The sequence below is a fragment of the Klebsiella sp. 10982 genome, from assembly GCF_048589245.1.
Lineage (GTDB): Bacteria > Pseudomonadota > Gammaproteobacteria > Enterobacterales > Enterobacteriaceae > Klebsiella > Klebsiella quasivariicola.
This window is the reverse complement of the sequence record NZ_JBMAXV010000021.1, coordinates 55,203-73,647: the sequence shown is the minus strand read 5'-3', so window position 1 is coordinate 73,647 and position 18,445 is coordinate 55,203. Positions and strand designations below refer to the sequence as shown.

General features: G+C 57.6%; 17 protein-coding genes. 6 read left to right on the top strand and 11 right to left on the bottom strand.

Annotation, left to right across the window (positions count from 1 at the left end; translation table 11 throughout):
* Window positions 1–8: 8 nt before the first annotated feature.
* The gene (udp, locus tag ACKLKD_RS16560) at window positions 9–770 is read right to left on the bottom strand and encodes a uridine phosphorylase (RefSeq protein ID WP_002883419.1); all 762 of its coding nucleotides are present in this window, start codon (window positions 768–770) and stop codon (window positions 9–11) included.
* Window positions 771–1,042: 272 nt separating this feature from the next.
* Between udp and ACKLKD_RS16555 the strand changes: the two genes are divergently transcribed.
* Window positions 1,043–1,855 carry a dienelactone hydrolase family protein gene (locus tag ACKLKD_RS16555; protein ID WP_080924829.1) on the top strand — a complete coding sequence of 271 codons (813 nt, stop codon included), beginning with the start codon at window positions 1,043–1,045 and terminating at the stop codon, window positions 1,853–1,855.
* Window positions 1,856–1,910: 55 nt separating this feature from the next.
* Here ACKLKD_RS16555 and metE read toward each other — a convergent pair whose 3' ends face one another.
* Complete coding sequence (metE, locus tag ACKLKD_RS16550) at window positions 1,911–4,175, bottom strand: 5-methyltetrahydropteroyltriglutamate--homocysteine S-methyltransferase (protein WP_080924830.1); 2,265 nt, start codon at window positions 4,173–4,175, stop codon at window positions 1,911–1,913.
* Between the two features lie 247 nt (window positions 4,176–4,422).
* On the opposite strand from metE, the gene metR reads away from it, so the two are divergent.
* Window positions 4,423–5,376, top strand: a complete 954-nt coding sequence (gene metR / locus ACKLKD_RS16545) for an HTH-type transcriptional regulator MetR (RefSeq protein WP_087805330.1) — start codon at window positions 4,423–4,425, stop codon at window positions 5,374–5,376.
* Here the strand turns inward: metR and ACKLKD_RS16540 are convergent.
* The 3 genes from ACKLKD_RS16540 to pldB form a co-directional block, all read right to left on the bottom strand.
* Window positions 5,264–6,163: a carboxylate/amino acid/amine transporter gene (locus tag ACKLKD_RS16540; RefSeq protein ID WP_008807940.1), complete on the bottom strand. Its 900-nt coding sequence runs from the start codon at window positions 6,161–6,163 to the stop codon at window positions 5,264–5,266. The genes metR and ACKLKD_RS16540 overlap by 113 nt on opposite strands.
* Before the next feature lie 88 nt (window positions 6,164–6,251).
* Window positions 6,252–7,052, bottom strand: a complete 801-nt coding sequence (gene yigL, locus ACKLKD_RS16535; protein ID WP_080897902.1) for a sugar/pyridoxal phosphate phosphatase YigL — start codon at window positions 7,050–7,052, stop codon at window positions 6,252–6,254.
* A 44-nt stretch (window positions 7,053–7,096) separates the two neighbouring features.
* The gene (gene pldB / locus ACKLKD_RS16530; protein WP_080897903.1) at window positions 7,097–8,089 is read right to left on the bottom strand and encodes a lysophospholipase L2; all 993 of its coding nucleotides are present in this window, start codon (window positions 8,087–8,089) and stop codon (window positions 7,097–7,099) included.
* A 109-nt stretch (window positions 8,090–8,198) separates the two neighbouring features.
* Here pldB and rhtB point away from each other — a divergent pair, with 109 nt between their 5' ends.
* Both rhtB and ACKLKD_RS16520 read left to right on the top strand, forming a co-directional pair.
* A complete protein-coding gene (rhtB, locus tag ACKLKD_RS16525) occupies window positions 8,199–8,819 on the top strand; it encodes a homoserine/homoserine lactone efflux protein (RefSeq protein ID WP_025711212.1) in 621 nt (206 codons plus the stop codon).
* Between the two features lie 162 nt (window positions 8,820–8,981).
* On the top strand, window positions 8,982–9,890 hold the full coding sequence (locus ACKLKD_RS16520) for an Rpn family recombination-promoting nuclease/putative transposase (protein ID WP_087805328.1): 909 nt from the start codon (window positions 8,982–8,984) through the stop codon (window positions 9,888–9,890).
* A gap of 46 nt (window positions 9,891–9,936) precedes the next feature.
* Here ACKLKD_RS16520 and rhtC read toward each other — a convergent pair whose 3' ends face one another.
* The 3 genes from rhtC to pldA form a co-directional block, all read right to left on the bottom strand.
* On the bottom strand, window positions 9,937–10,557 hold the full coding sequence (gene rhtC / locus ACKLKD_RS16515; RefSeq protein WP_025711214.1) for a threonine export protein RhtC: 621 nt from the start codon (window positions 10,555–10,557) through the stop codon (window positions 9,937–9,939).
* A gap of 61 nt (window positions 10,558–10,618) precedes the next feature.
* Entirely contained in the window at window positions 10,619–12,445 is a 1,827-nt protein-coding gene (gene recQ, locus ACKLKD_RS16510) for an ATP-dependent DNA helicase RecQ (protein ID WP_025711215.1), read from the bottom strand.
* A 67-nt stretch (window positions 12,446–12,512) separates the two neighbouring features.
* Window positions 12,513–13,373 carry a phospholipase A gene (gene pldA / locus ACKLKD_RS16505; protein WP_002883408.1) on the bottom strand — a complete coding sequence of 287 codons (861 nt, stop codon included), beginning with the start codon at window positions 13,371–13,373 and terminating at the stop codon, window positions 12,513–12,515.
* 152 nt (window positions 13,374–13,525) lie between these two features.
* Between pldA and yigI the strand changes: the two genes are divergently transcribed.
* Both yigI and rarD read left to right on the top strand, forming a co-directional pair.
* On the top strand, window positions 13,526–13,990 hold the full coding sequence (gene yigI / locus ACKLKD_RS16500) for an acyl-CoA thioesterase YigI (protein WP_002883404.1): 465 nt from the start codon (window positions 13,526–13,528) through the stop codon (window positions 13,988–13,990).
* A 48-nt stretch (window positions 13,991–14,038) separates the two neighbouring features.
* Window positions 14,039–14,932: an EamA family transporter RarD gene (rarD, locus tag ACKLKD_RS16495; protein ID WP_025711217.1), complete on the top strand. Its 894-nt coding sequence runs from the start codon at window positions 14,039–14,041 to the stop codon at window positions 14,930–14,932.
* Between the two features lie 43 nt (window positions 14,933–14,975).
* On the opposite strand, the gene corA is transcribed toward rarD, so the two are convergent.
* The 3 genes from corA to uvrD all read right to left on the bottom strand — a co-directional run bounded on the left by corA (window position 14,976) and on the right by uvrD (window position 18,444).
* The gene (gene corA, locus ACKLKD_RS16490; RefSeq protein WP_012543234.1) at window positions 14,976–15,926 is read right to left on the bottom strand and encodes a magnesium/cobalt transporter CorA; all 951 of its coding nucleotides are present in this window, start codon (window positions 15,924–15,926) and stop codon (window positions 14,976–14,978) included.
* 150 nt (window positions 15,927–16,076) lie between these two features.
* On the bottom strand, window positions 16,077–16,133 hold the full coding sequence (gene ysgD, locus ACKLKD_RS16485; RefSeq protein ID WP_349815745.1) for a YsgD/CorL family protein: 57 nt from the start codon (window positions 16,131–16,133) through the stop codon (window positions 16,077–16,079).
* A gap of 148 nt (window positions 16,134–16,281) precedes the next feature.
* On the bottom strand, window positions 16,282–18,444 hold the full coding sequence (gene uvrD, locus ACKLKD_RS16480; protein ID WP_087805325.1) for a DNA helicase II: 2,163 nt from the start codon (window positions 18,442–18,444) through the stop codon (window positions 16,282–16,284).
* Window position 18,445 lies beyond the last annotated feature (1 nt).

Sequence of the window (18,445 nt, the reverse complement as noted above, 5' to 3'; positions counted from 1 at the left end):
GTGTTGAATTACAGCAGACGGCGCGCCGCTTCCACGACGATTTTCACCGCGTGGCTTTCAGTTTGCTTCATAGTTTCTGCGTTAGGGATCTCTTGCTGGGTACGGTTAACGATAACCCCGGCTACCATCCCGGCGCGCAGGCCCTGGCTGGCGCACATGGTCAGCAGCGTGGCGGATTCCATTTCATAGTTCATCACGCCCATTGCCTGCCACTCTTCCATTGAGCCCTTGAAGCGGCTTACCACGCGGCCGGAGAAGGTGTCGTAACGCTCCTGGCCCGGGTAGAAGGTATCAGAGGAAGCAGTCACGCCGATATGAGTGGTCGCGCCGATAGATTTCGCGGCTTCCACCAGCGCGGTGGTGCAGGCGAAGTCAGCGACGGCCGGGAACTCCATCGGTGCGAAGTGCAGGCTGGCGCCGTCCAGACGAACGGAGGCGGTAGTGACCAGCACATCGCCAACGTTAATGTGCGGTTGAATCGCGCCGGTGGTGCCGATACGCAGGAAGGTACGTACCCCCAGCTGCGCCAGCTCTTCCACAGCGATAGACGTAGACGGACCGCCGATGCCGGTAGAGCAGACGATCACCGGTTTGCCGTCCAGCTCCGCGCGCCAGGAGGTAAATTCGCGGTGGGATGCCAGCTTAACCGGCTTATCCATCAGCGCGGCGATCTTTTCCACACGCTCCGGATCGCCAGGGACGATAGCCAGCGTAGCCCCTTGTAAATCGTTCTTGGTGAGGCCGAGATGAAAAACATCAGACTTGGACATAAAAAACTCCTCTGTGGGTCGAATTATCAGCAGAAGCAAAACGGTACTGTACAGAAGCCCCTGGCAACATTTTGTGATGATAGTCACCAAGACCAACAATGGTTGCAGTTGTTTTTCAGTAAATAGTGATACAAATCACATTAACAAGTTATATTCATCGTCACAGAACAAAAGATAGCCGCTTTCAGGCACTGTGCTTTATTACCGCCCGAACTAAAGGTAAAGGGTCTATAGTTACTGATGCGCTAATAAATAAGGGTACGGAGAATACCATGACCACCACCAAGCAACCTGGATTCGCACCTGCTGCTTCACCACACGCTTCAACCGCCGTTCATACGCCGGAAGATCATATTGTTGCCGGAGAGACTTCGATCCCCTCCCAGGGCGAAAACATGCCGGCCTACCACGCCCGCCCGAAAAACGTCGATGGCCCACTGCCGATCGTCATTGTGGTGCAGGAAATTTTCGGCGTGCATGAGCATATTCGCGATCTTTGTCGCCGCCTGGCGCAGGAAGGCTACCTGGCTATTGCGCCTGAATTGTACTTCCGTCAGGGCGATCCGAATGAGTACCACGATATCCCGACCCTGTTTAAAGAGCTGGTTACCAAGGTGCCGGACGCGCAGGTGTTGGCGGATCTCGACCATGTCGCCAGCTGGGCGGCACGCCACGGCGGCGATGCCCATCGTCTGCTGATCACCGGCTTCTGCTGGGGCGGACGCATTACCTGGCTGTATGCCGCGCATAACCCGCAGCTGAAGGCAGGCGTGGCCTGGTACGGCAAGCTGGTGGGAGAAAAATCGCTGAATTCACCGAAGCATCCGGTAGATATCGCTGTCGATCTCAACGCCCCGGTGCTTGGTCTGTACGGCGCTAAAGACGCCAGTATTCCACAGGACACCATCGAGACCATGCGTCAGGCACTGCGGGCGGCCAACGCCAAAGCGGAAATCGTGGTCTATCCCGAAGCCGATCATGCCTTTAACGCCGACTATCGCGCCAGCTATCACGAAGAGTCAGCCAAAGACGGCTGGCAGCGGATGCTCGCGTGGTTTGCTCAGTATGGCGGTAAAAAAGGGTAATCACCCGATGCAAAAAAAGGAGGCAAATGCCTCCTTATTATTTTTTGCCTGACTATCAGGCGGATTCGCGCAGATTCTGCGCCGCTTGCACCATATTCGCAAGCGCGGCGCGGGTTTCCGGCCAGCCGCGAGTTTTCAGGCCGCAGTCCGGGTTAACCCACAGCCGCTCCGCCGGAATACGCTGCGCGGCTTTCTTCAGCAGCGCTTCGATCCACTCCACGCTCGGCACGTTCGGCGAGTGAATATCATATACTCCCGGCCCGATCTCATTGGGATACTCGAACGCTTCGAACGACTCCAGCAGCTCCATATCGGACCGCGAGGTTTCAATAGTGATCACGTCGGCATCCAGCGCGGCAATGGAGTCCATGATGTCGTTGAACTCGCAGTAGCACATGTGGGTGTGGATCTGCGTGTCGTCTTTGGCAACCGCGGCGTTGATGCGGAAAGCTTCCACTCCCCACTGGAGATAAGCATCCCAGTCACTGCGCTTCAGCGGTAACCCTTCGCGCAGCGCCGGCTCATCAATCTGGATGATGCCGATCCCCGCCGCCTCCAGATCCGCCACTTCATCACGCAGCGCCAGCGCAATCTGTTTCGCGATGGTTTCACGGCTGACGTCTTCCCGCGGGAAGGACCAGCACAGAATGGTCACCGGTCCAGTGAGCATCCCTTTCACCGGTTTGTCGGTCAGCGACTGCGCGTACTTCGCCCAGTCGACGGTGATCGCTTGCGGACGGCTGACGTCGCCGATCACCACAGGCGGCTTCACGCAGCGGGAACCATAGCTCTGCACCCAGCCGTTTTGCGTGAAGATGAAACCGTCCAGGTGTTCGCCGAAATACTCCACCATATCGTTACGCTCGGCTTCCCCGTGCACCAGTACGTCTAAACCTAACCGCTCCTGCTCGACGATCGCCTGCTTAATATGTTCCGCAATCCCGGTACGATAATGACTGGCATCCAGGTTGCCCTTTTTGAAGTCCAGGCGCAGGCCGCGGATCTCGGTCGTCTGCGGGAATGACCCGATAGTGGTGGTCGGCCATGCCGGCAGGTTAAAGCGTTGACGCTGTGCCTGAGCGCGAACTTCATAAGGGCTGGCGCGCTGGCTGTCCTGAGCGGTGATCGCCGCCAGCCGTTTTTCTACTTCCGCGTTGTGTACACGAGTCGAATGGCGACGGGCCTGGATGGGCGCGCTCCACTCGGTAATCGCCGCCGTATCGCCGCTGTTCAGCGCATCGCGCAGCAGCGCCAGCTCGCCGCATTTCTGCAGCGCGAAAGCAAACCAGCTCTTCACTTCCGCATCAAGGCGCGTCTCCACGCTCAGATCGATCGGGCTATGCAGCAGAGAGCAGGATGACGCGACCCAGAGGTCGCGTTTACCGACGAGGTCTTTAATTTGCGCATACTTTTCGGTGAGATCGGCGCGCCAGACGTTGCGCCCATTGATCAGACCCGCGGACAGCAGCCAGTCGGCCGGCAGGCGGTTATGCAGTTCGGCGATATCATCTTTGCCGTGCACCAGATCGACGTGCAGCCCCTGGACCGGTAGCGCAGCAATGGTCGTGAGATTGTCGCTAATGCCTTCAAAATAGGTGGTCAGCAGCAGCTTCACCTGGCCCTGCAGGGCGTCATAAGCCGGTTTAAAGGCCTCCAGCCACGCTGGCGGCAGCTCCAGCACCAGCGCCGGTTCATCAATCTGCACCCACTCGATGCCACGCTTCGCCAGTTCGGCCAGCACCTGCTGGTAAACCGGCAGGATGTCATTCAGCAGGCTCAGACGGTCAAACGGTTCACCTTTCACTTTGCCCAGCCACAGGTACGTTACCGGCCCCAGCAGCACGGGCTTGATCTTGTGGCCCAGCGCCAGCGCTTCGTCTACTTCATCCAGCAGTTGGGTCCAGGTCAGTTTGAACTGCTGGCCCTTCACGAACTCCGGCACCATGTAGTGATAGTTGGTGTTAAACCATTTGGTCATTTCCGCAGCGGCGGCCGGTTCGCCAGTCGGCGCGCGGCCGCGGCCAATGCGGAACAGGGTGTCGATATCGATGGATCCGTCTTTGTTCTGATGACGAGCCGGCACGTTGCCCAGCAGCAGGCTGGTAGTCAGAACATGGTCGTACCAGGCGAAATCCCCCACCGGCAGCAGATCAACGCCCGCCTGTTTCTGCTGCTCCCAGTGCCGGGCACGCAGCTCACGGCCTACTGTCAGCAGTTCCTCGCGAGTGGCGTTGCCCGCCCAGTAGCTCTCTTGCGCTTTTTTCAGCTCGCGGCGCAGGCCAACGCGAGGAAAACCGAGGGTGTGGTTAATAATTGTCATTTTTGTTCCTCTCTTATTTCATTGAATCTGAAGAAAAACTCTAAATAGTTCGGCTTGCAGGAAGGCGGCAACGATGCGCATCCCCAGGAGCTTACTGAAGTAAGTGACTGGGGTAAGCGAGGCAGCCAACGCATCTGCAAGTCGAAATATGACGAGTTTTAGACGTCCAGATGTTTACACATCCATAATTGACAGTTACTGTATATTCCTCAAGCGCAAATTGCTCATGGCGAAGTGAAGGACTTTCATGATCGAAATTAAACATCTGAAAACGCTGCAAGCGTTGCGGAACAGCGGTTCACTGGCAGGCGCGGCAGCGGCCCTGCACCAGACCCAGTCCGCTTTGTCTCACCAGTTCAGCGATCTGGAACAGCGCCTTGGCTTTCGTCTCTTTGTGCGTAAGAGCCAACCGCTGCGTTTTACCCCTCAGGGGGAGATCCTCTTACAGCTGGCCAACCAGGTGCTGCCGCAGATCGCTCGCGCCCTGCAGGACTGTAACGAACCGCAGCAGACCAAACTGCGCCTGGCTATCGAATGTCACAGCTGTATTCAGTGGCTGACGCCGGCGCTGGAGAATTTCCGCGCCCGCTGGCCACATGTGGAGGTCGACTTCCATTCCGGCGTCACCTTCGACCCGCAGCCTGCGCTGCAGCAGGGCGAACTGGATCTGGTGATGACCTCCGATATCCTGCCGCGCAGCGGCCTGCACTACTCGCCGATGTTTGATTTTGAGGTGCGTCTGGTGCTGGCGCCCGAGCATCCGTTAGCTATGAAGACGCTGGTTACCCCGGAGGATCTGGCCGCGGAAACGCTGTTGATTTATCCCGTGCAGCGCGGGCGCCTCGATATCTGGCGTCACTTCCTGCAGCCGGCCGGCATCAGCCCGCAGCTGAAAAGCGTCGATAACACGCTGTTGCTGATCCAGATGGTGGCTGCCCGGATGGGCATCGCCGCGCTGCCGCACTGGGTGGTGGAAAGCTTTGAACGCCAGGGCCTGGTGGTCACCAAAACCCTGGGTGAGGGATTATGGAGCCGGTTGTACGCGGCCGTCCGCGATGGCGAACAGCGTCAACCGGTCACCGAAGCGTTTATTCGCTCTGCGCGGAACCACGCCTGCGATCACCTGCCGTTTGTCCGGAGTGCGGAGCGACCCAGCGGCGATGGACCCACAGCGAGGCCAGGATCACCAACGCTCCGCTAATAAAGCTCGGCCAGTGCGGCTGCTCCTGCCAGATGGCAAGGTTAACCAGTAGACCAGCGGGGACATGGACATTGTTCATGATCCCCAGCGTGCCGGCATCCACCTGGGTGGCGCCATAGTTCCACATAAAGTAACCCAGCCCGGAAGCCACCACGCCGAGCCACACCAGCACGCTCCACTGCAGCGTGGTGGTCGGCAGCTTCTGGGGGTTGCCCAGCATAAACCACGCTGCCACCGCCACGATAAAGGCCCCGACATAGAACCAGGCAAAGGCATTGTGCTGCGGCATCGGACGCACCTCCATCAGGCGCTTATACCCCACCATACCGATAGCGAAGCAGAGGTTTGAGAGTTGGACCAGTAACAGCCCGGTCCAGAAGTGATCGCTGACCTTGTCATAACGGATAATCGCCGCCCCCAGCACTGCCAGCGCGGCACTCAGCAGATAGCCCCAGCGCAGCTTACGTCCGCTGAGCAGGTCATAGATCAGCGTGATATACAGCGGGGTAAATACGGTAAACAGCAGAAATTCCGAAACCGTCAGATAGAGATAGGCGCGGAAAGCCAGCAGATACATAATGCCAAGCTGCATCGCGCCCACCAGCATATAAAGCACGATCGTGCGTGGAGACTGGCCGCGCGTGCGCAGGAAAGGCAGGAACACCAGCGCCGCCAGGCCCACGCGCATCAGCACCGAAAAATAGCTGTCGACGCTACCGGCCAGGTATTCGCCAATCAGGCTAAAAGAAAAGGCCCACAGGATAGTGGTGATAATTAACAGCGCCACAATGGTCGTCTCGTTGGGTAAAGAACAGGCATTGTAGCGAAGAGTCAGGTTGACGACTGGACAGTTATTAGCCAGTCGTCAATCTTTTTTAATCGAGGTATAGCTTACGCAGGTAGTGCGGGACGGCATCGTCGGCGTTGCTGCCGATCACTTCCAGCTCCGGATGCAGATCCTTCAGCCGCTGATGGGCGTTGGCCATGATGCAGCCTTTGCCGGCCATCGACAGCATCTCGGCGTCGTTCATGCCGTCGCCGAAGGCGATGCAATCGGAAAGACGGTAGCCAAGCATTTTCGCCACCGCCTCCAGCGCATGCCCCTTCGATACCCCACCCGCCATGACCTCAAGACAGGTTAAGGTGGAGAAGCTGACGTTTACCCGATCGCCCCAGCGGGCGTTCATCGCCTGCTCCAGCGGCAGCAGGTGCTCGTGATCCTCGCAGGTAAAGAACACCTTGCTGATCCCCTGCGGATCCAGTTCGCCCGGCTCATACAGCTTGTAGTTAAACACCGCCTCTTTGAAGAAACGCATCTCTTCCGGACGATGACGATTCATGTACCATTCGTCTTCCCGATAGACGTTAGTGACGATTTTCGGATCGTTACGCACCATCTCAAACAGGTCGGCAGCAATATCGCGATCGAGGTTATGGGCGAAGATTTGCTGGCCATCGCTATCGTGAACGCGGGCGCCGTTAGAGGTGATCATGTACGACCGGATGCCGAGATTATCGCGGATCTGGCCGACGTCGATGTAGTGACGGCCGGTGGCGAAAACGAAATTGATCCCACGGGCGGTGAGCAGCTTCAGCGTCTCTTTGGCATACGGGGTCAGGAAATGATCGGGGGAAAGCAGCGTGCCGTCTAAATCAGACGCAACAACCTGGTACATAAAAAAGTTAACCTCTAAGCAGGGCGACGAGCGTTATCGTCGGATTAAGTATGTCGATTGAAAAAATCGACGATGGCATTGAGCGCGACTGAGCGCATAGCGTCCTTTTCAAAAAGGATCTCATGATATGCCCCTTCAATGACGAGCGGTTTACCGCCCTCGCAGGGATGGCCGGCAGCGGCCCGTAATTCACAATAGCGGTCGTGCATCAGATTATCGACCACCCGCTCCTCTTCCGCCTGTAAAAGCAGCGTCGGGGCGGTATCTTTTTCCACATTCGCCAGCACTTCGTCGCCAGCCAGCATGCCCTCACGCACCCAGTGCCAGGTCGGGCCGCCGACCTGCAGCCGCGGCTCATCGGCATAGAAGCGCAGGTTGCGACGATAGCGTTGTCGACTGTGTGTCAGCACGTTAACGGCAAAAGGCAGCGCCCGCCAGCGCCCGGTGCCGATGGCATACTCTTCGCGAATGCGCTGATGGCCCTCAGCCCAGTCGAGAATATGGCGCACCATCCAGTCCGGCAGCCGAATAATAATTCCGAACATCGGCGCGCAGAGCGCAATCGCATCGCAATGCGCCTGGTAACGTTGCAGAAAAAGCGTGGCAATCGCTCCGCCCATAGAGTGAGCGAGGATAAACCGTTTTCGCCAGTGTCCGGGAACCACCTGCTGCTGCCAGAGCGCCGCCAGGTCATCAACATAGTCGCTGAAGTTAACGACGTGTCCGCGGTGGGTATCTGAGAGCAGGCGGCCCGAGCGTCCCTGCCCGCGATGGTCAATGATCATCACGTCAAAGCCGCTGTGAAAGAGATCGTAGGCCACTTCAGCATACTTCACGTAGCTTTCAATGCGCCCGGGGCAAATCAGCACCAAACGATCGTTATGTTGCGCGCAAAAGCGGACAAAGCGTACCGGTACATCGTCGACGCCTTTAAATTCAGCTTCTTCGCGCTGTCGCCAGAAATCCGTCAGCGGCCCCATACTAAAGGCCGCAAACGCGTTTTCTCGTGTTTCCCAGTCCTTTTTCTGCCCAAACATCGGGTTTACACCCCTGTTAACCGCTGAAAATCGTTTTTTTACCGTGTATCACACAATGCTGACACAATAGCGTATTGTGGCATAAAAACAGACAATCAGGGAGTTTCTCATGACCATTGAGTGGTGGTTCGCCTACCTGCTGACATCCATTATTCTCAGCCTGTCGCCGGGTTCCGGAGCGATTAATACCATGACCACCTCCATTAACCACGGTTATCGCGGCGCGGCGGCGTCGATTGCCGGTTTGCAGACTGGGCTGGCCATTCATATCGTGCTGGTTGGCGTTGGTCTCGGCACTCTCTTCTCCCGCTCGGTACTGGCCTTTGAGGTGCTGAAATGGGCCGGCGCCGCCTATCTTATCTGGCTCGGGATCCAGCAGTGGCGAGCGGCAGGAGCCATCGATCTGAATACGCTGGCAAAAGCGCAGACGCGCGGCAAACTTTTCCAGCGCGCGGTGTTCGTGAACCTCACCAATCCTAAAAGCATCGTTTTTCTGGCCGCCCTGTTTCCACAGTTTATTCTGCCCCACCAGCCGCAGGTGATGCAGTATCTCATTCTGGGCGTCACCACCATCGTCGTCGATATCATTGTGATGATTGGCTATGCGACCCTGGCGCAGCGCATTTCAGCCTGGATCAAAGGGCCAAAGCAGATGAAGGCGTTGAACAAAGTGTTTGGTTCGCTGTTTATGCTGGTCGGGGCGCTGCTCGCCTCCGCCCGTCACGCCTGAATCATGGAATCTCGCTCGCAAAGAGAGGTTTGCCGGGCAAAAAACGCGCACTCTCTGCACGAGCCGGCACGCAAAGCGGGTAATTAATTTTTTTGCCCGCTATCGGCGTTGAACCCACCGTGTCAGGATGCCGCCAGATACGTGATTCATGGATGAACGGCAATGGCGGAAACGGCGACTCCTCATGATGCGGTATTTAAAAGTTTTCTCTCGCGAGTAGAGACGGCGCGCGATTTTATCGAGCTCCACCTGCCTTCGTCGTTAATACAGATCTGCAAACTGGATACCCTGCGTCTGGAATCCGGCAGCTTTCTCGAAGACGATCTCAGGCCTTACTACAGCGATATCCTTTATTCGCTGGAAACCACCCGCGGTGCGGGCTATGTCCATGTTCTGATCGAGCACCAGAGCGCACCTGATAAGCTGATGGCCTTTCGCTTAATGCGCTATGCTGTCGCCACCATGCAACGGCACCTGGAGAGCGGCCATAAAACGCTGCCTCTGGTTATCCCTATTCTCTTTTATCAGGGACGACGCAGCCCCTATCCCTGGTCGATGCGCTGGCTGGATAATTTTGCCGATCCTGAGACCGCCCGCCAGCTCTATAGCGGGGCGTTTCCGCTGGTCGATATCACGGTGATCCCCGACGACGACATCATGCAGCACCGCAGCATGGCGGCCCTGACGCTGGTGCAAAAACATATTCGCCAACGCGATATGGCACAACTACTGGACAAGTTGACCCACCTCTTAATGTTGGAGCAGATGAGCGGACAACAAATCGCCGTGCTGATAAAATATATGGCTCAGGCGGGAGAAGCACAGGATATTCGGGCGCTATTTTATGGGCTGGCACAGCGTGTGCCGCAGCATGGAGGAATGCTAATGACTCTGGCAGAAACGTGGCTCGCAGAAGGCAGAGAGAAAGGCATCAAAGAAGGCATCAAAGAAGGAAAACTACAGGCCCTTTTACAGGTCGCCGCAGCGATGCTCAATCGCGGCATTGATGACGATGCGATCCTGGAAATGACCGGTTTGACCAGCGATGAGCTACAGCGTCTTCGTCACTAATATCAACCCCACCCGGAAACAACCGGGTGGGGACACAGCATGCCGGTTAACGCGAGATAATCAGGTGGATGCCAAAGCCCGCAAACAGCGTACCGGCGATACCATCGATCCACTTCGCCATCCGCTGATAGCCGCGGCGCATCCCCGGCAGGGCGAACAGGCTGGCAACCACCATAAACCAGGCCAGCGTCTCGACGATAATTAGCAGGAAAATACCCCAGCGCGCGCCGGCGCCGACGCTATCACCGACGAACAACGAGAACACCGAGCCGAAGTAGATGATTGCTTTCGGATTCGCCAGATTGGTCAGCAGTCCCTTCACGAAGCTGCGTCCACTGCGGGCCAGCTCCACCTGCGGCTCCGCCGCGGCCACCGCCTCTTTTTTCAGCGCGCCGCGCAGCATCTGGTAGCCCATCCAGCACAGATACAGGCCCCCACCGACCATAATGATGTTATGCAGCCACGCCATCTGCGCAAGGATCAGGTTCAGGCCGAGCAGGGCAACCCCCGCCCAGATCATTACGCCGCAGGTGATCCCCAGCACACCCATCATCGCCTCTCTGCGCGAGCGGCTGATGGCCGTTTGTGAGACAAAGAAAAAGTCCGGCCCCGGGCTCATCAGCGCAATGATATGCACCAGCGCCACGGTGAGGAAAAGCATCAGCATAGTTAACTCGCAGGAAAATAATGAAGAGGGTAACTATTCTGGCACTTTTTCAGCCAGCTGACTACTCATCGTCGCCATCAACATGCGCCCGGATCAGCGCCATAAACGGCTTCCCGAAACGCTCGAGCTTGCGCGTCCCCACGCCGTTGACGCTGAGCATTTCACCGGCGGTGAGTGGCGACTGTTCCGCCATCTCGATAAGCGTCGCGTCGTTGAAGACCACGTATGGCGGGATATTCTCTTCGTCGGCGATCGCTTTGCGCAATTTGCGCAGCTTGGCAAACAGTTTACGGTCGTAATTACCGCCGAAAGATTTCTGCATCGCCTTCGGCTTCAGCGCCACGATACGCGGCACAGCGAGCTGCAGCGGCACCTCGCCGCGCAGCACCGGTCGCGCGGCTTCGGTCAGCTGCAGCGCGGAGTGCTGGGCGATATTCTGCGTCACCAGCCCGAGGTGGATCAGTTGGCGGATCACGCTCACCCAGTGCTCGTGACTTTGCTCCCGGCCGATACCGTAAACCGGCAGCTTATCGTGGCCCATCTCACGGATACGCTGATTGTTGGCGCCGCGCAGAACCTCCACCACGTAACCCATCCCGAAGCGTTGATTCACCCGGTAAATCGTTGAAAGCGCCTTGCGGGCGTCCATTAAACCATCGTACTGCTTTGGCGGGTCAAGACAGATATCACAGTTGCCGCACGGCTCCTGGCGCCCTTCGCCAAAGTAGTTCAGCAGCACCAGACGACGACAGGTTTGCGCTTCGGCAAACGCCCCCATCGCATTCAGCTTATGCCGTTCGATATCCTGTAGCGGTCCGGCGGGCTTTTCTTCCAGACAGCGGCGCAGCCACGCCATATCCGCCGGATCGTAAAACAGCATCGCTTCTGCCGGCAGACCATCGCGTCCGGCGCGGCCGGTTTCCTGATAGTAAGATTCAATATTACGTGGAATATCAAAATGCACGACAAAGCGGACGTTCGGCTTGTTAATGCCCATACCGAAGGCCACCGTCGCCACCACGATCTGCAGGTCGTCGCGCTGGAATTTCTCCTGCACGTCGGCGCGCACATCGTTTTCCAGACCGGCATGGTAGGCCGCCGCGCTGATGCCGCGGCTTTGCAGCCTGGCGGCGGTATCTTCCACTTTCGAACGGCTGTTGCAGTAGATTATGCCCGATTTGCCGCGCTGATCCTGAACGTAGCGCATCAACTGGTCGAGCGGTTTGAATTTCTCCATCAGCATATAGCGGATGTTCGGCCGGTCGAAGCTGCTGACCTGAATCAGCGGATCGTTCAACCCCAGCAGGCGGACGATATCGCGGCGGGTGGTGTCATCGGCGGTGGCGGTCAACGCCATAAACGGGATCTGCGGCATCCGCTGGCGCAGCTGGCCCAGCGCGGCATATTCCGGGCGGAAGTCATGGCCCCACTGGGAGATACAGTGCGCTTCGTCTACCGCCAGCATCGCCAGGTTCCAGTTCGCCAGATGCTCAAGGAAGTTGTCGAGCATTAGCCGTTCCGGCGCGATATACAGCAGACGAACCTGCCCGCTGCGGCAGCCGGCCATCACCTCTTGCTGCTGCTCGCGGCTCTGGGTCGAGTTCAGACAAGCCGCCGCCACGCCGTTGGCCAGCAGTTGATCGACCTGGTCCTTCATCAGCGAGATCAGCGGCGAGACCACCACCGTCAGGCCGCCCATGACCAGCGCTGGCACCTGATAGCACAGCGACTTGCCGCCACCGGTCGGCATGACCACCAGGCAGTCCCGGCCCTCAAGCACCGTCTCGATAATCGTTTCCTGGCCAGGACGGAACTGCTGGTAGCCGAAGGTCTCTTGTAAAACCTGCTTAGCCAGCGATTCCTGATTTAATACTTCCGCCTGTGCCACGTTGACCCCATTTGCCTGAAAAGAAAACAGGCGCTATTTTCAGCGCCTGCGAGCCAGAGTGCAACGATTAAAACAGATCGTTGAGCATTAGCCCGACGCCGACGCGCGTTTGATTAAAGTTGTAGTCGATAAGCGACTCACCATAGCCGCTGTAGATCTGCGTATAGGCGCGAACATGTTTGGTGATGGGATAGCTCACCCCGAGCTCCGCCCCACCGTAGCCGGTGTTCCAGTTATATTGTCCCTGCGCGCTGAGGATCGCCTCCCCCAGCTGATAGCCTACCTTCAGTCGGTAATAGCCCATGTATTTAGTAATGTCCGGGTTATCATCGGTGTTGCCCACCACGTACCAGGGCTTCACTTCCACCAGCCAGTTGCCATTTTGCGCCATCAGGCGGGCATAAAGCCGATTCCAGCTGCGCGAGGTGGGATCGGAACGACCATTCGAGTCGTGGTTATATCCCATCTCAATGTCGCGCAGCGTCCAGCCGGCAAACTGATAGTCGGTCGCAAAACCAAGAAACAGCTGGGGTTCGTAGTTGGTTTCGCGAAACGGCGCCGACTCTTTGCTGTTGGAGAGCTGCCACCAGGATTTCTGGGTGTACGACGCGCCAAGCAGCGAATTATCGCCCAGGATGCCGCGCCACAGCGGGAACGCCAGGCTCAGCTGGAACTTCACTTCATCTTTACGGGCGTTTTCGGCCCAGTCATAGCTGCGGATCGCCTCTTTATTGAGGTCGCTGGTCCATGTGTAGAGCAGGTAGTTGCTCTCATAAGGGTAGAGCAGGAAAGGATTATCATGGTCCTGTAGCAGGTTGGCGATAATGCTGCCGCGCACTGCAGGTTTGTCGTGAACCGACGCGTCCTGCGCCATAACACCAGCCGGTAGCGCACACAGCGCCACCAGGCAGGCCAAAGAGATACGCATGCTGGTCTCCTGATAAATAGTTTTTATTTTTGTTTAACCTGAAGCCATTCTACCTGTTTATTAATCACCTGCCCCCTAATCCGTTCCGAAAGTGGAAATCAATATTTTAGAAGCATAAAATCAACATTTTGTTAACGAATGGAACCGGTGTTATGTCTGAACTTACTGCTGAAGCAGCCCTGAAACTGGTGGGGGAGATTTTCGTCTATCACATGCCGTTTAACCGCGCCCTCGGTCTCGAACTGGAACGCTATGAAAAGGCGTTTGCCCAGCTCAGCTTTAATAATCAGCCGATGATGGTCGGTAACTGGGCGCAGAGTATTCTGCATGGCGGGGTGATCGCCTCCGCGCTGGACGTCGCCGCTGGCCTGGTCTGCGTCGGCAGCACCCTTACCCGCCATGACACCATCAACGAAGAAGAGCTGCGCCAGCGGCTTTCCCGCATGGGAACCATCGACCTGCGCGTGGACTACCTGCGTCCGGGCCGCGGCGAACGTTTTACCGCCACCAGCACCCTGCTGCGCGCCGGCAATAAAGTGGCGGTTGCCCGCGTGGAACTGCATAACGAAGCGCAGGTCTATATTGCCAGCGCAACGGCCACCTATATGGTGGGTTGATTGGCCAAAATCGAGTAACATCACTCTCTTTGGCAATGGATTTTACCGATGGATGCGAAACAGACGCGGTTGGGGATCATTCTGGCCCTCGCCGCCTACTTTATCTGGGGTATCGCGCCGGCGTACTTCAAACTTATCTACTATGTTCCCGCCGATGAAATTCTGACGCATCGCGTGATCTGGTCTTTCTTCTTCATGGTGGCGCTCATCAGCGTCAGCCGCCAGTGGCCGCAGGTGAAAAAGCTGCTGAAGACGCCGCGCAAGATCTTCCTGCTGGCGCTCTCGGCGGTGCTGGTGGGCGGCAACTGGCTGCTCTTCATCTGGGCGGTGAATAACCACCATATGCTGGAAGCCAGCCTCGGCTACTTTATCAACCCGCTGGTGAATATTCTGTTGGGGATGATTTTCCTCGGCGAACGCTTCCGTCGCCTGCAGTGGCTGGCGGTGCTTCTTGCCTTTTGCGGCGTGCTGGTCCAGCTGTGGACTTTTGGTTCGCTGCCGATAATCGGCCTTGGGCTGGCCTTCAGTTTTGCCTTTTACGGCCTGGTGCGGAAGAAAATCGCTGTCGATGCGCAGACCGGCATGCTGGTGGAAACGCTGTGGCTACTGCCGGTGGCGGCAATCTGGCTGTTCGGCATCACCGATAGCCCAACCAGCCATATGGGAGACAACCCCTGGTCGCTCAATCTGCTGCTGATGGCGGCGGGCGTGGTGACCACCATCCCTCTGCTGTGCTTCACCGGGGCGGCAACGCGGCTGCGGCTCTCCACGCTGGGCTTTTTCCAGTACATCGGCCCGACGCTGATGTTCCTGCTGGCGGTGACGTTCTACGGCGAAGTGCCGGGCAAGGATAAAATGGTCACCTTCGGCTTTATCTGGGTCGCGCTGGCGGTATTTATCGTCGATGCGCTGTATACCCAGCGCCGGCTGCGCAGAGGCTAAGCCGGCCTCTGACAATAAAAAAGGGAGCCGACGCTCCCTTTTTTTACAGCCAGTTTTTACGCTTAAAGTAGAGATACGGCGCCAGGCCGGCCAGCATCATAAAGACGATCGCCCCCGGGTAGCCGAAGCTCCAGTGCAGCTCCGGCATAAATTCAAAGTTCATTCCGTAGCTGGAGGCCACCAGAGTTGGCGGCAGGAATACCACCGAGACCACCGAGAAGATCTTGATGATGCGGTTCTGTTCGATGTTGATAAAGCCCATCGCCGCCTGCATCAGGAAGTTCACCTTCTGGAACAGCGATTCGTTATGCGGCAGCAGGGATTCGATATCGCGCAGGATCTCCCGCGCCTGTTCCAGCTGGCCCGCCGGCAGGCGCGCCTTGCGTACGAGAAAGTTCAGCGCGCGCTGGGTATCCATCAGACAGAGGCGCACCTTCCAGCCGATATCTTCCAGTTCTGCCAGCGTCGACAGCGCTTCATCGTACTCGTCGCCCTGATGGCCTTCCATAATCACGCGGCTCAGCTTTTCCAGGTCGCTGTAGATGTTTTCAATTTCATCCGCCAGCTGCTCGATTTTGGTCTCGAACAGGTCGAGCAGCAGTTCGTAGGCGTTACCGTCGACCAGCGTCTGGTTACGCACGCGCATACGGTAGAGGCGAAAAGCGGGCAGTTCGCGCTCGCGCAGCGTGAACAGGCGGCCTTCGCGGATGGTAAACGCCACGGTAGAGTTGCCAGCGTGATCTTCGGCATCTTCAAAAAAGAAGAAGGAGTGGATGTGTAACCCATCTTCATCTTCAAAGAAACGCGCGGAGGCTTCGATATCTTCCAGTTCCGGGCGCGTCGCCAGGTTCTGACCCAGTTCCGTCTGCACGCGGCTTCGCTCATCGTCGTCAGGCTCGACCAGATCGACCCACACCGAGCTGGCGAGGTGCTTGATCTCATCGGCTTCCAGGCGCGTTAAACGATTGTTTTCCAGTTGAAATGCGCTCAGCATGACCGGGACTCCCAATGCAAAAAAATTATCGGACAGTTCGGTGGGCACACAGAAACAAATTGGGTTTCAGACCATTAAGCCTGACTCAGCGCGACGGGAATGGGGCAGGTCGCTGACAACCGCTAAGGCTATCAGCATAAGAGGATAGCCTTAGGAGTTGTTCCTGAATGACAGGAAGTTGAGCCAGCATCTACTGGGTGTGTCCAAGGCGAATGTCCTCTTAGCGTAATCGTGCGCGCATGTTACGCCAGCGCAAAATCGGCGTCAACACGCAACGGAACGCGAAAGCGCAAATCAGGCGCCTTAACGTATAAAGGTAGCAGATTATTACAAAATAATGATATTTTTCTTAATGTTACACTTCCTCAAGCCGTGCGTAAGCCGCCACCAGCCATTTGATTCCCTGGCCCTGAAAAGCCACCTGCAGCCGGCTGTGCTCGCCGCTGCCTTCGAGGTTGACAATAGTGCCTTCGCCAAACTTCGGATGACGCACCCGCTGACCTAACTTGTAGCCGGTATCGCTCTCGGCGATCGGCGCCCCCAGCCGCTGATGGTTTACCGGGCGGCTCACCGTAGCCCGCAGACGCACTTCTTCTACACACTCCTGCGGCAACTCCCCGATAAAGCGCGACGGGCGGTGATAAACCTCTTTCCCGTACAGACGGCGGGTTTCGGCGTAAGTCAGCGTCAGCTTCTGCATGGCGCGCGTTACGCCAACGTAGGCCAGGCGACGCTCTTCTTCGAGGCGGCCGCCCTCATCAAGCGCCATCTGGCTCGGGAACATCCCCTCTTCGACGCCGACGATAAACACCTGCGGGAACTCCAGCCCTTTCGCCGAGTGCAGGGTCATCAGCTGAACCGCGTCCTGCCAGGTGTCCGCCTGCCCCTCGCCCGCTTCCAGCGCGGCGTGAGAGAGGAACGCCTGCAGCGGCATCAGGTCTTCATCTTCTTCGTTGTAGCTGAACTGGCGCGTCGCCGTCACCAGTTCCTCTAAGTTTTCAATACGGGTCTGGCCCTTCTCGCCTTTCTCCTGCTCGTACATCGCGCGCAGGCCGGAGTCTTTAATCACCCGATCGGTCTGGACGTGCAGCGGCATATCGGCGGTTTCCTGCGCCAGCGCGTCAATCAGCTCCATAAAGCGCTGCAGGGCGCTGGCGGCGCGACCGGCCAGCACTTTCTCTTTCAGCAGCTCGCGACAGGCCTGCCACAGCGTCAGCTGACGATCGCGCGAGGTCTGGCGTACCACGTCCAGCGTACGATCGCCGATGCCGCGAGTCGGCGTATTGACCACCCGCTCAAACGCTGCATCGTCGTTACGGTTGGCAATCAGGCGCAGGTAAGAGAGCGCATCTTTGATTTCCTGACGTTCGAAGAAGCGCATACCGCCGTAGATACGGTACGGCATGCTGGCCTGCAGGAGCGCCTCTTCCAGCACGCGCGACTGGGCGTTACTGCGATAGAGGATAGCGCACTGCTCCAGCGCGCCACCGTTCTCCTGCCAGGTTTTAATTCGGTTCACCACGAAGCGTGCTTCGTCGAGATCGTTGAAGGCGCAGTACAGCGAGATCGGCTCGCCGTCGGCGCCGTCGGTCCACAGTTTTTTGCCCAGGCGCCCGTTGTTGTTTTCAATCAGGGCGTTGGCGGCGCTGAGAATATTGCTGGTTGAACGATAGTTCTGCTCCAGACGAATAGTTTCCGCGCCCGGGAAGTCATTGAGGAAGCGCTGAATGTTTTCAACCTGGGCGCCGCGCCAGCCGTAAATCGACTGGTCATCATCGCCGACGATCATCACCTTGCCGGTATCGCCCGCCAGCAGGCGGATCCAGGCGTACTGGATGTTGTTGGTGTCCTGGAATTCGTCAACAAGGATATTGGTGAAACGCTCGCGGTAGTGCTGCAGGATATGCGGTTTGTTCAGCCACAGCTCATGGGCGCGCAGCAGCAGCTCGGCGAAGTCCACCAGCCCGGCGCGATCGCAGGCTTCCTGATAGGCCTGATAGACCTTCTGCCAGGTCTGTTCGACCGGGTTGCCGTAGCTCTGAATATGGTGCGGGCGCAGCCCTTCATCTTTTTGGCTGTTGATGTACCACATCGCCTGACGCGGCGGCCATTGCTTCTCATCCAGGTTCATCGCCTTAATCAGGCGCTTCAGCAGGCGTAGCTGGTCTTCGCTATCGAGGATTTGGAAATCTTGCGGCAGGTTGGCATCCAGATGATGGGCGCGTAGCAGGCGATGGGCCAGGCCGTGGAAGGTGCCGACCCACATGCCGCCCTGGGTGGTGCCCATCAGCTGACCAATACGATGGCGCATCTCCGCCGCCGCTTTGTTGGTAAAAGTCACCGCCATAATGGAATACGGCGAGCAGTTCTCCACGCTCAGCAGCCAGGCGATACGGTGCACCAGAACGCGCGTCTTACCACTGCCCGCCCCTGCCAGAACCAGCATGTTGGTGCGCGAGGCCGCAACGGCTTCACGCTGTTTGTCATTAAGGCTGTCGAGCAGGTAAGAAACGTCCATT

Coding starts and splice junctions, on each gene's coding strand:
- metE (WP_080924830.1), bottom strand. CDS start 4,175: ATGACAATTATTAACCACACCCTCGGTTTTCCTCGCGTTGGCCTGCGC.
- corA (WP_012543234.1), bottom strand. CDS start 15,926: ATGCTGAGCGCATTTCAACTGGAAAACAATCGTTTAACGCGCCTGGAA.
- rhtC (WP_025711214.1), bottom strand. CDS start 10,557: ATGCTGATGCTTTTCCTCACCGTGGCGCTGGTGCATATCATTGCGCTG.
- pldB (WP_080897903.1), bottom strand. CDS start 8,089: ATGTTTGGGCAGAAAAAGGACTGGGAAACACGAGAAAACGCGTTTGCG.
- yigL (WP_080897902.1), bottom strand. CDS start 7,052: ATGTACCAGGTTGTTGCGTCTGATTTAGACGGCACGCTGCTTTCCCCC.
- rarD (WP_025711217.1), top strand. CDS start 14,039: ATGGATGCGAAACAGACGCGGTTGGGGATCATTCTGGCCCTCGCCGCC.
- rhtB (WP_025711212.1), top strand. CDS start 8,199: ATGACCATTGAGTGGTGGTTCGCCTACCTGCTGACATCCATTATTCTC.
- pldA (WP_002883408.1), bottom strand. CDS start 13,373: ATGCGTATCTCTTTGGCCTGCCTGGTGGCGCTGTGTGCGCTACCGGCT.
- uvrD (WP_087805325.1), bottom strand. CDS start 18,444: ATGGACGTTTCTTACCTGCTCGACAGCCTTAATGACAAACAGCGTGAA.
- metR (WP_087805330.1), top strand. CDS start 4,423: ATGATCGAAATTAAACATCTGAAAACGCTGCAAGCGTTGCGGAACAGC.
- yigI (WP_002883404.1), top strand. CDS start 13,526: ATGTCTGAACTTACTGCTGAAGCAGCCCTGAAACTGGTGGGGGAGATT.
- ACKLKD_RS16520 (WP_087805328.1), top strand. CDS start 8,982: ATGGCGGAAACGGCGACTCCTCATGATGCGGTATTTAAAAGTTTTCTC.
- ACKLKD_RS16555 (WP_080924829.1), top strand. CDS start 1,043: ATGACCACCACCAAGCAACCTGGATTCGCACCTGCTGCTTCACCACAC.
- udp (WP_002883419.1), bottom strand. CDS start 770: ATGTCCAAGTCTGATGTTTTTCATCTCGGCCTCACCAAGAACGATTTA.